General features: G+C 63.8%; 14 protein-coding genes. 12 read left to right on the forward strand and 2 right to left on the reverse strand.

The window, feature by feature from the left end; translation table 11 throughout:
* Positions 1-307: 307 nt before the first annotated feature.
* The 7 genes from trpE to trpA are packed head-to-tail and all read left to right on the forward strand — an operon-like array spanning position 308 to position 6809.
* The gene (gene trpE / locus ACSAMM_RS02005) at positions 308-1783 is read left to right on the forward strand and encodes an anthranilate synthase component I (RefSeq protein WP_457789414.1); all 1476 of its coding nucleotides are present in this window, start codon (positions 308-310) and stop codon (positions 1781-1783) included.
* Entirely contained in the window at positions 1780-2367 is a 588-nt protein-coding gene (locus ACSAMM_RS02010; RefSeq protein ID WP_457789416.1) for an anthranilate synthase component II, read from the forward strand. Before trpE ends, ACSAMM_RS02010 begins: the two co-directional genes overlap by 4 nt.
* A 32-nt stretch (positions 2368-2399) precedes the next feature.
* Positions 2400-3410 carry an anthranilate phosphoribosyltransferase gene (gene trpD, locus ACSAMM_RS02015; RefSeq protein WP_457789418.1) on the forward strand — a complete coding sequence of 337 codons (1011 nt, stop codon included), beginning with the start codon at positions 2400-2402 and terminating at the stop codon, positions 3408-3410.
* 5 nt (positions 3411-3415) lie between these two features.
* Positions 3416-4207, forward strand: a complete 792-nt coding sequence (gene trpC / locus ACSAMM_RS02020) for an indole-3-glycerol phosphate synthase TrpC (protein ID WP_457789420.1) — start codon at positions 3416-3418, stop codon at positions 4205-4207.
* Entirely contained in the window at positions 4204-4833 is a 630-nt protein-coding gene (locus ACSAMM_RS02025; RefSeq protein ID WP_457789421.1) for a phosphoribosylanthranilate isomerase, read from the forward strand. The genes trpC and ACSAMM_RS02025 overlap by 4 nt, the downstream gene beginning before the upstream one ends.
* 16 nt (positions 4834-4849) lie before the next feature.
* Positions 4850-6034 (forward strand): tryptophan synthase subunit beta, encoded by a 1185-nt coding sequence (gene trpB / locus ACSAMM_RS02030; RefSeq protein WP_457789423.1) that lies wholly within the window; start codon positions 4850-4852, stop codon positions 6032-6034.
* On the forward strand, positions 6027-6809 hold the full coding sequence (gene trpA, locus ACSAMM_RS02035) for a tryptophan synthase subunit alpha (protein WP_178724094.1): 783 nt from the start codon (positions 6027-6029) through the stop codon (positions 6807-6809). The genes trpB and trpA overlap by 8 nt, the downstream gene beginning before the upstream one ends.
* 77 nt (positions 6810-6886) lie before the next feature.
* Here trpA and ACSAMM_RS02040 read toward each other — a convergent pair whose 3' ends face one another.
* Positions 6887-8218, reverse strand: coding sequence for an MATE family efflux transporter (locus ACSAMM_RS02040; protein ID WP_457789425.1), 1332 nt, complete (start codon positions 8216-8218; stop codon positions 6887-6889).
* Positions 8219-8291: 73 nt separating this feature from the next.
* Positions 8292-8744 (reverse strand): MarR family transcriptional regulator, encoded by a 453-nt coding sequence (locus ACSAMM_RS02045; protein WP_178724098.1) that lies wholly within the window; start codon positions 8742-8744, stop codon positions 8292-8294.
* 207 nt (positions 8745-8951) lie between these two features.
* On the opposite strand from ACSAMM_RS02045, the gene ACSAMM_RS02050 reads away from it, so the two are divergent.
* The 5 genes from ACSAMM_RS02050 to rsmD all read left to right on the forward strand — a co-directional run bounded on the left by ACSAMM_RS02050 (position 8952) and on the right by rsmD (position 12640).
* Positions 8952-9443, forward strand: coding sequence for a DNA-deoxyinosine glycosylase (locus tag ACSAMM_RS02050; RefSeq protein ID WP_457789427.1), 492 nt, complete (start codon positions 8952-8954; stop codon positions 9441-9443).
* Between the two features lie 36 nt (positions 9444-9479).
* Positions 9480-10037, forward strand: coding sequence for an NUDIX hydrolase (locus ACSAMM_RS02055; RefSeq protein ID WP_457789429.1), 558 nt, complete (start codon positions 9480-9482; stop codon positions 10035-10037).
* A 15-nt stretch (positions 10038-10052) separates the two neighbouring features.
* Entirely contained in the window at positions 10053-11075 is a 1023-nt protein-coding gene (locus ACSAMM_RS02060) for a PLP-dependent cysteine synthase family protein (protein ID WP_457789431.1), read from the forward strand.
* Positions 11076-11164: 89 nt separating this feature from the next.
* Positions 11165-11959 carry a pyrroline-5-carboxylate reductase gene (gene proC / locus ACSAMM_RS02065; RefSeq protein ID WP_457789433.1) on the forward strand — a complete coding sequence of 265 codons (795 nt, stop codon included), beginning with the start codon at positions 11165-11167 and terminating at the stop codon, positions 11957-11959.
* A gap of 123 nt (positions 11960-12082) precedes the next feature.
* On the forward strand, positions 12083-12640 hold the full coding sequence (gene rsmD, locus ACSAMM_RS02070) for a 16S rRNA (guanine(966)-N(2))-methyltransferase RsmD (protein ID WP_178723677.1): 558 nt from the start codon (positions 12083-12085) through the stop codon (positions 12638-12640).
* Positions 12641-12690: the final 50 nt, after the last annotated feature.

Here is a 12690-nt window from a genome sequence, read left to right on the forward strand (position 1 = left end):
AGGCGTTCACAGAGAGTCCGGGGGGCTGGAAGCCGGGCAGCACACCGTCCGTTAAATGGACCACCGAGGGCGCAGTCAACGGCTCCGGCCTAGTATTCTGCGACGTCAGGCCCGCGTAAGCGGCCGGGAATAGTCGGGCGCACCGCCCCGTATTCCGTCAAAAGGGCACGGAGATATCCGTGAAGCAAGGTGGCACCGCGGGATAGCTGTAAGCACCCCGTCCTTGACAGAGGCACGCTCTGTCGGGGACGGGTTTTTTTATACCTTTCCCCGGGAAGCGGCCGGAAACGGAAAGGATGAAACAAGCATGATTCGTCCCACTCTGCGAGAGGCCCAGGATCTGGCCGCCTCCGGCGATTACCGGATGATCCCCGTCAGCCGGGAGCTGTACGCCGACGGGCATACCCCCATCGGCGTGCTGCGCCGGCTGAAAGCCGTCAGCGGCCACTGCTATATGCTCGAAAGCGCGGAGAGGGACAAGCGATGGGGCCGCTACACCTTCCTGGGCTACGCCCCGATCCTGGAGCTGACCTGCCAGGACGGACGGATCCGGGTGCGCCGCGGCGGGGAGACGACGGAGGAGACGGGGGCACCCGGCGACGCCGTCCGGCGGATTCTCGCCGCTCACAAAAGCCCTCGCCTGCCGTTCCTGCCGCCCTTCGCCGGCGGCTTGGTGGGCTATTTCGCTTATGAGTACATCCGGTATGCCGAGCCGTCCCTGAGGCTGGACGCGCCGGACGAGGAGCAGTTCCGGGATATGGATCTGATGCTGTTCGACAAGGTGATCGCCTTTGACCACTACCGGCAGAAAATCGTCCTCATCGCCCACGCCCGGGCCGACGCTCTGCCCGAAAGCTACCGGCTCGCGCAGGAGGAGCTGGAGGCCATGGCCCAGCTTCTGCGCACCGGCGCACCGGCGGCCATCCCCCGTCCGGTGCTCAAAACGCCGCCCGTCCCCCTCTTCTCCCGGGAGGAATACGCCGCCATGGTGGAAAAGGCCAAGGGCTATATCCGGGAGGGGGACATTTTCCAGGTGGTGCTGTCCAACCGTCTGACAGCCGACATGGAGGGCAGCCTGTTCGATGTCTATCGGGTGCTGCGGGCCTCCAACCCTTCGCCCTATATGTTCTATTTTTCCAGCGACGACCTGGAGGCGGCGGGGGCCTCCCCTGAAACCCTGGTCAAGGTGGAGGACGGCCGGGTCACCACCTTCCCCCTGGCCGGCACCCGCCCCCGCGGGGAGACCGACGAGGCGGATCGGGCGCTGGAGGCCGCTTTGCTCGCGGACGAAAAGGAGCTGGCCGAGCATAACATGCTGGTGGATCTGGGCCGCAACGACATCGGCAAGATCGCGGCCCTCGGCAGCGTGCGGGTGGATAAATACCTGTCGGTGGAGCGGTTCTCCCACGTGATGCACCTGGGATCCACCGTCTCCGGCCGGCTGGAGGAGGGGCGGGACGCCGTGGACGCCGTCGGGGCCGTCCTGCCGGCGGGCACCCTGTCCGGCGCTCCCAAAATCCGCGCCTGCGAAATCATCCGCGAGCTGGAAAACAACAAGCGGGGGCTGTACGGCGGGGCCATCGGGTATCTGGACTTCACCGGAAACCTGGACACCTGCATCGCCATCCGCCTGGCCTTCAGGAAAAACGGGCGGGTCTTCGTCCGTTCCGGGGCGGGCATCGTGGCCGACAGCGTGCCGGATAAAGAATATCAGGAATGCCTGAATAAAGCCCGGGCGGTGCTGGACGCCCTGGAAACCGCGCAAGGGGGGCTGGACGCATGATTCTGCTCATCGACAACTACGACAGCTTTTCGTATAATCTTTATCAGCTCATCGGCTCCCTCCGCCCGGACGTTCGGGTGGCGCGCAACGACGCGCTGACGCTGGAGGAGATCGAGCGCCTGGGGCCGGAGGCCATCGTGCTCTCACCCGGCCCGGGGCGGCCCGCGGGGGCGGGGATCTGCATCCCGGCGGTGCGCCGCTTCGCCGGACGGATCCCCATCCTCGGCGTCTGCCTGGGCCATCAGGCCATCTGCGAGGCCGGCGGCGCGGTGGTGTCCTACGCCGGGCGGCTGATGCACGGCAAGGCCTCCCCGGTCCGGCTGGATACCGCGTCCCCCTTGTTCCGGGGCCTGCCCGCCGTCATCCCGGCGGCCCGGTATCACTCCCTGGCCGTGAAGCGGGAGACCCTGCCGCCGGAGCTGCTGGTCGCCGCCGAGACAGAGGACGGGGAGGTCATGGCCGTGACGCACCGGGATTTTCCGGTTTGCGGCCTGCAGTTCCATCCCGAATCCATTTTAACGCCGAATGGGCGCGAAATTGTCGCCAATTTTTTGAATATGGCAGAAGCAAAGAGCGGTTTGTAACGCTTTTGTTCGAAGAAATGAGGGAAAATACGATGATAAAAGACGCGATCTTTCAATTGGCCCGGCGGGAAAACCTGTCCTACGACACCGCCCGGGCGGTGATGGACGAAATCATGAGCGGCCAGGCCTCCGACATCCAGATGAGCGCCTATTTGACGGCCATGAGCATGAAGGGGGAGACCATCGAGGAGATCACCGCCTCGGCGGCCGGGATGCGGCAGCACTGCATCAAGCTGCTCCACGACATGGACGTGCTGGAAATCGTGGGCACCGGCGGGGACGGCTCCAACTCCTTCAACATCTCCACCACCGCCGCCCTGGTCGTCGCGGCGGCGGGGGTGCCGGTGGCCAAGCACGGCAACCGGGCGGCCTCGAGCAAGTGCGGGGCGGCCGACGTGCTGGAGGCCCTGGGGGTGAACATCGGGATTTCCCCCGAGAAAAGCGCCCGCCTGCTGCAGGATATCGGCATCTGCTTCCTGTTCGCCCAGAACTATCACATCGCCATGAAATACGTGGCCCCGGTGCGGCGGGAGCTGGGCATCCGCACGGTGTTCAACATCCTGGGCCCCCTGGCCAATCCGGCGGGAGCCAATATGGAGGTCATGGGCGTTTACGACGAGCGGCTAGTGGAGCCTCTGGCCCGGGTGCTGGCCAATCTGGGGGTGCGCAAGGCCATGGTGGTTTACGGGCAGGACGGCCTGGATGAAATCTCCATGAGCGCACCCACCACGGTGTGCGAAATCCGGGACGGGACTTTCCGCTCCTATGAGCTGACGCCGGAGCGCTTCGGCTTCGCCCGGTGCGAGCACGGCGCGCTGGCCGGGGGCAGCCCGATGGAAAACGCGGCCATCACCCGCCGGATCCTGACCGGCGAGCCGGGACCCCGCCGTCAGGCGGTGGTGCTTAACGCGGCGGCTGCCCTGTATGTCGCCCAGCCCGCGCTGACCATGGAGCAGGCGGTGGAGCAGGCCCAGGCCGTTATCGACAGCGGCGCGGCCCTGCAAAAGCTGGAGGACTTTATTCGCTGTTCAAACGAGGAGTGAAGCGTATGGCTGATACCATTCTGGAGGAAATCGCCGCGAAAACCCGGGAGCGGGTGGCGGCGGCCAAGCGGCGGGTGCCGCCCGCCGAGATGGAGCGGCGCGCCCGGGCGCTGGGCGCGCAAACCGGCTTCCCCTTCGAGGCGGCGCTGCGTGGAGAGGATATCGCCTTCATCTGCGAGGTAAAAAAAGCCTCCCCCTCTAAAGGGGTTATCGCGCCGGAATTTCCCTACCGGCAAATCGCCCTGGACTATGAGGCGGCGGGGGCGGCGGCGGTATCGGTGCTCACCGAGCCGGCGTATTTTCAAGGGGCCGACGCGTATCTTTCCGACATCGCGGCGGCGGTGGGCATTCCGGCGCTGCGCAAGGATTTCACGGTGGACAGCTACATGATTTATGAAGCCCGGACGCTGGGGGCGGCGGCGGTGCTGCTCATCGCCGCCCTGCTGGACGGCGATACCCTGCGGGACTACATCGGCGTCGCCCACAGCCTGGGGCTGTCCGCCTTGGTGGAGGCCCACACGGCTGAGGAGACGGAGGTGGCGGTGAAGGCCGGGGCCCGGATCATCGGGGTGAACAACCGGGACTTGCGCACCTTTCAGGTGGATACGGGCAACTGCCTAAGGCTGCGGCCCCTGGTACCGCGCTCGGTGCTGTTCGTCGCGGAGAGCGGGGTGCGCACGGCGGCGGACATCGACCGGCTGCGGGCCGGCGGCGTGGACGCGGTGCTGGTGGGGGAGACCCTGATGCGCGCCCCGGACAGGAAGGCGGCGCTGGCCGCGCTGAGGGGGACGCCATGAGCCTGGTAAAAATCTGCGGCCTGACGCGGCCGGAGGACATTGAGGCGGCAAACGAGGCGGGGCCGACCTACATCGGCTTTGTCTTCGCCCCCAGCCGCCGGCGGGTGACGCCCGAGACGGCCGCCCGCCTGCGGGCGGGGCTCCGGGCGGATATTCGAGTGGTAGGCGTGTTTGTGGATGCGCCGCCCGGCGAGCCGGAGGCCCTGCTGCAACGAGGGATCATCGACATCGTGCAGCTGCACGGGAGGGAAACCGAGGAGGATATCCGGGCGCTCAAGGAGCGCACCGGCGCGCCGGTTATCAAGGCGGTGCGCATGCAGACGCCGGGGGACGCCGCCCGATGGCGGGACTCGGCGGCCGACTGGCTGCTGCTGGACAACGGCGCGGGCGGCACCGGCCGTGCCTTCGACTGGACGCTGGCGGCTGGGGTGAGCAAGCCCTTTTTCCTGGCCGGCGGGATTCATCCGGGCAACGCGGCCGACGCGGTGCGGCGGCTGCGGCCTTACGCGGTGGACGCGAGCAGCGGCGTGGAAACCAACGGATACAAGGACGGGGAAAAGATGCGCGCGCTGGTGCGGGCCGTCCGCGAAGCGAGCGGCGCGGCCCCCGGCGGGCTTACAGAATAAAGGAGACGAACAAAAGATGAGCAAAGGACGCTACGGGGTACATGGAGGCCAGTACATAGCCGAGACCCTGATGAACGAGATCCTCCGGCTGGAGGAGGCTTACGAGCATTATAAGGCGGATCCGGACTTTAACGCCGAGCTGAACACCCTGCTGAAGGAATACGCGGGAAGGCCTTCCCTGCTGTATTACGCGCAGAAGATGACGCGGGATCTGGGCGGGGCGAAGATCTACCTCAAGCGGGAGGATCTCAACCACACCGGATCCCACAAAATCAACAACGTGCTGGGGCAGGTGCTGCTGGCCAAGAAGATGGGAAAAACCCGGGTCATCGCGGAGACCGGCGCGGGCCAGCACGGGGTGGCCACCGCCACGGCGGCGGCCCTGCTGGGGCTGGAATGCGAGATTTTCATGGGCAAGGAGGACACCGAGCGCCAGGCCCTGAACGTCTACCGCATGGAGCTGCTGGGGGCCAAGGTGCATCCGGTGACCAGCGGCACCATGACCCTTAAGGACGCGGTCAACGAGACCATGCGGGAGTGGACCAACCGGGTGGCGGACACCCATTATGTGCTGGGCTCGGTGATGGGGCCCCATCCGTTCCCCATGATTGTCCGGGATTTCCAGAGCGTCATCAGCAAGGAGGCCCGGGCCCAGATCCTCGAAAAAGAGGGGCGGCTGCCCGCCGCGGTGGTGGCCTGCGTCGGCGGAGGCAGCAACGCCATGGGGATGTTCTACAACTTCATAGGCGACGAGGGCGTGCGGCTCATCGGCTGCGAGGCGGCGGGACGGGGGCTGCACACCGAGCAGCACGCCGCCACCATCGCCAAGGGAACGCTCGGGGTGTTTCACGGCATGAAATCCTATTTCTGCCAGGACGAGTACGGGCAGATCGCGCCGGTGTACTCCATCTCGGCGGGGCTGGATTATCCCGGCATCGGGCCGGAGCACGCCTATCTTCACGACAGCGGGCGGGCCGAGTATGTGCCGGTGACCGACGACGAGGCGGTGGACGCCTTTGAATACCTGGCCCGCACCGAGGGGATCATCTGCGCCATCGAGAGCGCCCATGCCGTGGCGCATGTGATGAAAATTGCCGGAACCATGAGCCCGGAGGACAGCATCATCGTCTGCCTGTCCGGCCGGGGCGACAAGGACGTGGCGGCCATTGCCCGCTACAGAGGGAGGGACATCCATGAATAGAATCGCCAAGGCGTTTGCCGGGGGAAAGGCGTTCATCCCCTTTGTCACCGCCGGGGATCCGTCGGCGGACAAAACGGTGGAATACATCCTGGAGATGGAAAAGGCGGGGGCCGATCTCATCGAGCTGGGCATTCCCTTTTCCGACCCCACCGCCGAGGGGCCGGTCATCCAGGCGGCCAACCTTCGGGCCCTGCGGGGCGGCATGACCACCGATGGGGCGTTCGGCATTGTGGAAAAGGTGCGGCAATCCTCCCAGATACCGCTGGTGTTCTTAACCTACCTCAATCCGGTGTTCCACTACGGCTACGAGGCGTTTTTCGCCCGGTGCGAGGCGGCGGGGGTGGACGGCATCATCATCCCCGATCTGCCCTACGAGGAAAAGGACGAGGTGGCGCGGGTGGCGGAGCCGCACGGCGTCCACGTGATTTCCCTGGTGGCGCCCACCTCCGAGCAGCGGATCCAGGCCATCGCGGGGGCCGCCGGGGGCTTCCTCTACGTGGTGTCCTCCATGGGGGTGACGGGGGTGCGCAGTGAGATCAAGACCGATCTGGCCTCCATCCTCGCGGCGGTCAAGCAGGCGACCCATGTACCGGCGGCGGTGGGCTTCGGCATCAACACCCCGGAGCAGGCCGAGGCCATCGCCCGCATCGCGGACGGGGTCATTGTAGGCAGCGCCATCGTCAAGCTCATCGAGGCCCACGGCGACCACGCGGCGCAGCCGGTGGCCGATTATGTCCGCACCATGAAAGCAGCGGTTCGACGGGCGGAGACTTAAAAAACGCAAAAATACCCGCCAGGCCGATAGGAAGGCTTGGCGGGTATTTTTGCGGACGCTCTCGGCCGCTTGCAGCGTCACATATAATAGTATTGATTCCTTTTGGCAAACAGGAAGGTCACAGAAATGAGACAGGCGAAAATCTCCGCCACCGTGATGGCCCACCAGATGCCGTCCAGGCCAAACAGCAGCGGCAAAAGCAAAACGGAAAGGGTTTGAAACACCAGGGTGCGCAGAAAGGAGATAATGGCCGAAATCCCGCCGTTATTCAGCGCCGTGAAAAAGGAGGAGGTGAAAATATTGAAGCCCGCCAGGATAAAGGAAAAGGAGAACACGTGAAAAGCGTGCCGGGTCATGGACAGAAGCCCCGCGTCGTACCCGACAAAGATTTTGGCCAAAGGGAAAGCCAGAAGCTGCGCCAGCACCATCATCGCCACGCCGGCGATCCCCATCAGCCACACGCTTTTACGCAGCAGGTTTTTCAGTTCCGTATAGTTTTCCGCGCCGTAATGGTACCCCACGATGGGGGCTGTTCCGATTGTGTAGCCGATAAAAAGGGCCGCGAAAATAAACTGTATATACATCAGGACGCCGTAGGCCGCCACGCCGTTTTCCCCGGCAAATTTCAGCAGCTGAAAATTGTACAGCATACTGACGAGCGACCCCGATATGCTGGTCATCAGCTCGGAAGAGCCGTTGGCGCAGGCCTTCAGCAGAACGGTCCCCTCCGGCCTGGTTTTGGTCAGCCGCAGCAGGCTGCTGTTCGGCCGTAAAAAGTAGAGGAGCGGCAGAATGCCGCCGATGCACTGGCTGAGGCCGGTGGCCAGAGCAGCGCCCGCCACCCCCCAGCCGAAGCCGACGATGAACAACGCGTCCAGCGCCATATTCGTTACGCCGGCGGCAACCGTCGCCGCCAGGCCGAGCTTTGGCTTTTCAGCGGCCGCCAAAAAGGTTTGAAACACATTTTGCAGCATAAAGGCCGTGTTGAAGCTCAGAACCACCCGACCGTACAAAACGCAGTCCTCGATCATGGAATCGGTGGCCCCGAGCAGGTAAGAGATGGGCCGGATAAACAGAACGCCGACAACCGAAAGGACGACGCCGCCAAGCAGGGTGAGCTGTATCATCATGGTGAAGTAGCGATTCGCCCGCTCTTTATCGTTTTCGCCCAGGGTCTTGGCCACCAGGGCGCTGCCGCCCGTCCCGATCATAAAGCCGAAGCCGCCGAGTATCATGACAAAGGGCATCACCAGATTAATGGCGGCAAAGGGGATTTTACCAACAAAATTGGATACGAATAATCCGTCAACCACGCCGTAAATTGAGGTGAACAGCATCATCACAATAGGCGGGAAGCAGAAGCGCAGCAGCTTCTTATATGTAAAATGATCGGATAATTGTATGGTCATGTTCGTCACCTATTTCTATACAGGCGGATGCTGTCGGGCGTTCCCGCCGCCGGTTGTTTTCCGCAGGGGGCCGTTACGGCTCGTTCAGAGCCGCCAGGCTGTCACGCAGCAAATCGGTGTATTGGCGGAACAGCCGGATAAAAATATCCTGCTTTTCTTCCGACAGTCCTGCCAGAGCGCGGTGCTCGGCGGCGATAACCCTGTCCACCGTTTTTTCAGCAAGTCTTTGGCCCTTTTCGGTTAAGGACAATGGCTTGCTGCGGCGATCCTTCTGCTCGCTCAAGACGATATAGCCGCCGTCCGCCAGCTTTTTCAAGGCGGAGTTAACCGTTTGCTTCGGCTGGTACAGGGTATAACAAACGTCGCTTTGCGTCAGCGTCTCGCTGCTTTCCCGCAGCGTATACAGAATCCAGAAAGCGCAATCGGGCAGGCCCATCGTCTTGACGGCGCTGCGGTACAGCTCATCGTTTTCCTTGAGGATGCGGTTGTATTCTGAAAACCGCCTGGCCGTATGTTTCTCCGGCATGAAAGCGCCTCCTTATTCGTCCGAAATCGGACGGCTGTATTATAATCCGATTTCGGACTTTTGTCAATAAGGCCAACGTCTGGTTTTTGCGGATTTTTCCGTCAAAGGACTTGCGAACCGGGGCCACAATGTGTAAAATCAAAGAATACCATTGGTTGACCGGAGCGAACACGCCGGCCGGCGGTTCAAAGACAGGAGGCGGAGGACATGATCGAACGGGTGCTTCATCCGCTGGAACCGGTGGCGGACGCCGGATCCCGCGTGTTGCTGTTGGGAACCATGCCGTCTCCCAAGTCCCGGGAGGCGGGCTTTTATTATGCGCATCCGCAGAACCGGTTTTGGCGGGTGCTGGCCGCGCTGTGGGGAGAGGAGACGCCCGCGGGCACGCAGGAGCGCCTGGCGTTCGCCCGGCGGCATCACATCGCCCTGTGGGACGTGCTGCGCGCCTGTTCCATAGAAGGGGCGGACGACGGCTCCATCCGGCAGCCGGAGATAAACGATCTGCGCCGGGTACTGGATCGGGCGGACATCCGCGCGATTTTCACCACCGGCACAAAGGCGGCGGCGCTCTACCGCCGCTATTGCCTGCCGGTTACGGGGCGGCCGGCCATCCCGCTGCCCTCCACCAGCCCGGCCAACTGCCGCGCCACGCTGGACGATCTGACGCAGGCATACCGGGCGATTCTGGCTTATATATAATACTACTATAAGAATACAGGAGAGGGGGGCGCGGCCGTGTCTTACCAGGAGGATATCTGGCGGTTCGAGGCGCGCAATGTCCAGGAAGAGGCGGATCAGCGGCAGATACTGGCATTCATCCGGCGGGACGCGGACGGGGTGCTGCAGCGGGAGCACCCGGCGCACATCACCGCCTCGGCCCTGGTGTTCAACCCGGCCAAAACCAAGGTGCTGCTGGTGTTCCACAACCAGTTCCGCGCCTGGAGCTGGACGGGCGGGCATGCCGACGGGCAGGCCGATCTCTTGGCGGCGGCCATGCGGGAGGCCCGGGAGGAAACCGGCATCCGGGAGGCGGAGCCGCTGAGCCCCGCCATCCAGTCGCTGGACATTCTGCCGGTATGGGGCCACGAAAAGCAGGGGCGGTATGTGACGGCCCATCTGCATCTGTCGGTGGGGTACGCGTTGACCGCGCCGGAGAACCAGCTGCTGGCCGCGAAAACGGACGAAAACAGCGGGGTGCGCTGGGTCAGCGTGCGGCAGCTGGAACAATATGTAACGGAGCCGTATATGCTGTATATATATCGGAAAATCGGGGCGCGCCTGGGCGCTTTTTGAAGGGAAGAAACGCATATGACACAGGAGAAACGGGAACAATTCGATCGCATCGCCCCTTTGATCGGGCGCACCCCTCTGCTGGAAATCCACTACCGCTTCCGGGGAGAGGCGCGGCGGCTGTTCGCCAAGATGGAAAGCTACAATCTGACGGGCAACATCAAGGACAGGGTGGCCTTTCACATCCTGCGAAAAGCCTATGAGCAGGGAACGATTCAGCCAGGCGATCGGATTATAGAGGCCACGAGCGGCAACACCGGCATCGCCTTCTCGGCCTTGGGGCGGTATCTGGGGCACGATGTCATCATCTACATGCCTGACTGGATGAGCATGGAACGGATCCGCCTGATGGAAAGCTACGGGGCCGAGGTGCGCCTGGTCTCCCGCGAGGAGGGGGGCTTTCTCGGCTCCATCGCCATGACGGAGGAGCTGGCCCGGGGCGGTGGGGTATTCCTGCCCCGGCAGTTTTCCAACGAGGACAATACCGAGACCCATTTCCTGTACACCGGCGCGGAAATCGCGGAGCAGCTGGAGACGCTCGGCCTGAGGGCCGACGGGGTGGTAGCCGGCGTGGGCACCGGCGGCACGGTGATGGGCATCGGCCGGCGGCTGCGGCAGGTCAACCCGGCCTGCAAGGTGTTCCCTCTGGAGCCGGCCAATTCCCCCACCCTGTCCACCGGCTATAAGGTGGGCAGCCACCGGATTCAGGGCATTTCCGACGAGTTCATCCCTTCCATTGTGAAGCTGGAGGAGTTGGACGAGGTGATATCGGTGGAGGACGGGGACGCGCTGCGGATGGCGCGGATGCTGTCCGAGCAGCTGGGCCTGGGGGTCGGGGTGTCCTCCGGGGCCAATTTTGTGGGCGGCGTCATGGCGCAGAACGCCCTGGGCGGGGACACGGTGGTGGTCACCACCTTCGCGGACGACAATAAGAAATATTTATCCACCGATTACGCGAAGGAGGAGCCGATGAAGGACGGCTATCTCTGCGCGCAGGTGGAGCTGACCGGCGTCATCGTCCATCCCTGCGCGGGACGGTGACGGACGGCGGGATTTAGCGTTTGACAAGGGCGGGCAATGTGCGTAAAATAGAAGAAACGCAGAGTTTATAAGGAAAAGGGGCGGCGGGTATGACCGTTGGTTTTGTAGGAGCGGGAAACATGGCGGGCGCCATCATCCGCGGGATGGCCGGCGGCGGTTTCCGGGGAGAAAACATCTGGGTATACGACACCGACGAGGACAAGCTGAACGCGCTGTACGAGGACTGCGGCATCACCATCTGCCCGTCGGGCGAATCGGTGGCGTCGGGGGTGGACACCCTGGTGCTGGCGGTCAAGCCGCAGGTGCTGCCCGCGGTGCTGCCCGCCCTGTCGGCGACGCTGCACCGCAGCCGGCCGCTGGTGATTTCCATCGCGGCGGGCAAAACGTTGGCCTCTTTGGAGGAGCTGCTGGGCGAGGGGCTGCCGCTTATCCGGGTGATGCCCAACATCAACGCCAAGGTGAACGAGTCCATCAGCGCTTTCTGCGGCAACCGGCTGACGGAGGAGGGCCACAAGGCGGTGGTCCGCCGGATTTTTGAGGCGGTGGGCGAGGTCATCGAGTTGGAGGAAAAGCTGTTTTCCGCTTTCTCGGTGATTGCCAGCTGTTCCCCGGCGTACACGCTGCTGTATGTGGACGCGCTGGCCCAGGCGGGGGTACAGTTCGGGATCCCGAAGCCGCTGGCGCTGAAAATCGCGAGCCAGGCGGTGCTGGGCACCACCCGGCTGCTCCAGGAGACGGGGGAGCATCCCCGGGCGCTGGCCGATCAGGTCTGTTCGCCGGGCGGCACCACCATCGCGGGGGTGTGTTCCCTGCAGAAGGACGCCTTTGAGGCGGCGGTGGTGGCCGCGGCTCAGGCGAGTCTCGACCGGGACAAGCAGTTATAGGGAAGCTTGACACAGAGGGCCTGCCGTGGGATAATAAACAGATAAGGCCGGAGCCAGACGGCTCTAGGGCTGGGAGGCCGCGGGCCGCCCGAGAATTGAGAAAGACAGGCAGGATACAAAGCTATGCGAATCATAACCGGAAGCGCGAGGGGGCGCCGGCTGGAAACCCTGAGCGGCGAGGAAACCCGGCCCACCTCCGAAAAGGTGAAGGAGGCGCTGTTCAGCGCCATACAGTTCGATATCGAGGGCCGGCGGGTGCTGGATTTGTTTGCCGGCTCCGGCCAGCTGGGGATCGAGGCCCTCAGCCGGGGTGCGTCGGGATGCGTATTTGTGGATCGCAACCCGGCGGCGGTGGAGGTCATCCGCCGCAATCTCAAGGCCGCGGGGCTGAGCGAGGCCTCCCAGGCGGTGGCGCAGGACGTGGCCTCCTTTCTGGTGCGGCCGGGGGATTCCTTTGATGTGGCGTTTCTCGACCCGCCGTATGGAGCGAACCTGCTGCGGGACACCCTCGAGCGGGTGACGCCGCACATGAACCGGGGCGGGCTGATCGTCTGCGAAAGCGACGCGGGGCAGGAGATGCCCGAACGGGTCGGAGATTTTGCGCTGGCCCGCACTTACCGATACGGACGGGTGCATATCTGGCTGTACCGCTGGGAAACGGTGGAGCCGGAGGAAGACTGAAAAGTCGGCGGCACCGCGAGGCTGCCTGCCGTGAAAACAAAAGGGATATC

The sequence above is a fragment of the Anaeromassilibacillus sp. SJQ-5 genome (assembly GCF_054108045.1).

Bases quoted from the DNA above. Each gene is read 5' to 3' on its own strand.
- ACSAMM_RS02040 (WP_457789425.1), bottom strand. From the start codon at position 8,218: ATGACCATACAATTATCCGATCATTTTACATATAAGAAGCTGCTGCGC.
- ACSAMM_RS02050 (WP_457789427.1), top strand. From the start codon at position 8,952: ATGATCGAACGGGTGCTTCATCCGCTGGAACCGGTGGCGGACGCCGGA.
- ACSAMM_RS02060 (WP_457789431.1), top strand. From the start codon at position 10,053: ATGACACAGGAGAAACGGGAACAATTCGATCGCATCGCCCCTTTGATC.
- trpE (WP_457789414.1), top strand. From the start codon at position 308: ATGATTCGTCCCACTCTGCGAGAGGCCCAGGATCTGGCCGCCTCCGGC.
- trpA (WP_178724094.1), top strand. From the start codon at position 6,027: ATGAATAGAATCGCCAAGGCGTTTGCCGGGGGAAAGGCGTTCATCCCC.
- proC (WP_457789433.1), top strand. From the start codon at position 11,165: ATGACCGTTGGTTTTGTAGGAGCGGGAAACATGGCGGGCGCCATCATC.
- trpB (WP_457789423.1), top strand. From the start codon at position 4,850: ATGAGCAAAGGACGCTACGGGGTACATGGAGGCCAGTACATAGCCGAG.
- trpC (WP_457789420.1), top strand. From the start codon at position 3,416: ATGGCTGATACCATTCTGGAGGAAATCGCCGCGAAAACCCGGGAGCGG.
- trpD (WP_457789418.1), top strand. From the start codon at position 2,400: ATGATAAAAGACGCGATCTTTCAATTGGCCCGGCGGGAAAACCTGTCC.
- ACSAMM_RS02025 (WP_457789421.1), top strand. From the start codon at position 4,204: ATGAGCCTGGTAAAAATCTGCGGCCTGACGCGGCCGGAGGACATTGAG.
- rsmD (WP_178723677.1), top strand. From the start codon at position 12,083: ATGCGAATCATAACCGGAAGCGCGAGGGGGCGCCGGCTGGAAACCCTG.
- ACSAMM_RS02045 (WP_178724098.1), bottom strand. From the start codon at position 8,744: ATGCCGGAGAAACATACGGCCAGGCGGTTTTCAGAATACAACCGCATC.
- ACSAMM_RS02010 (WP_457789416.1), top strand. From the start codon at position 1,780: ATGATTCTGCTCATCGACAACTACGACAGCTTTTCGTATAATCTTTAT.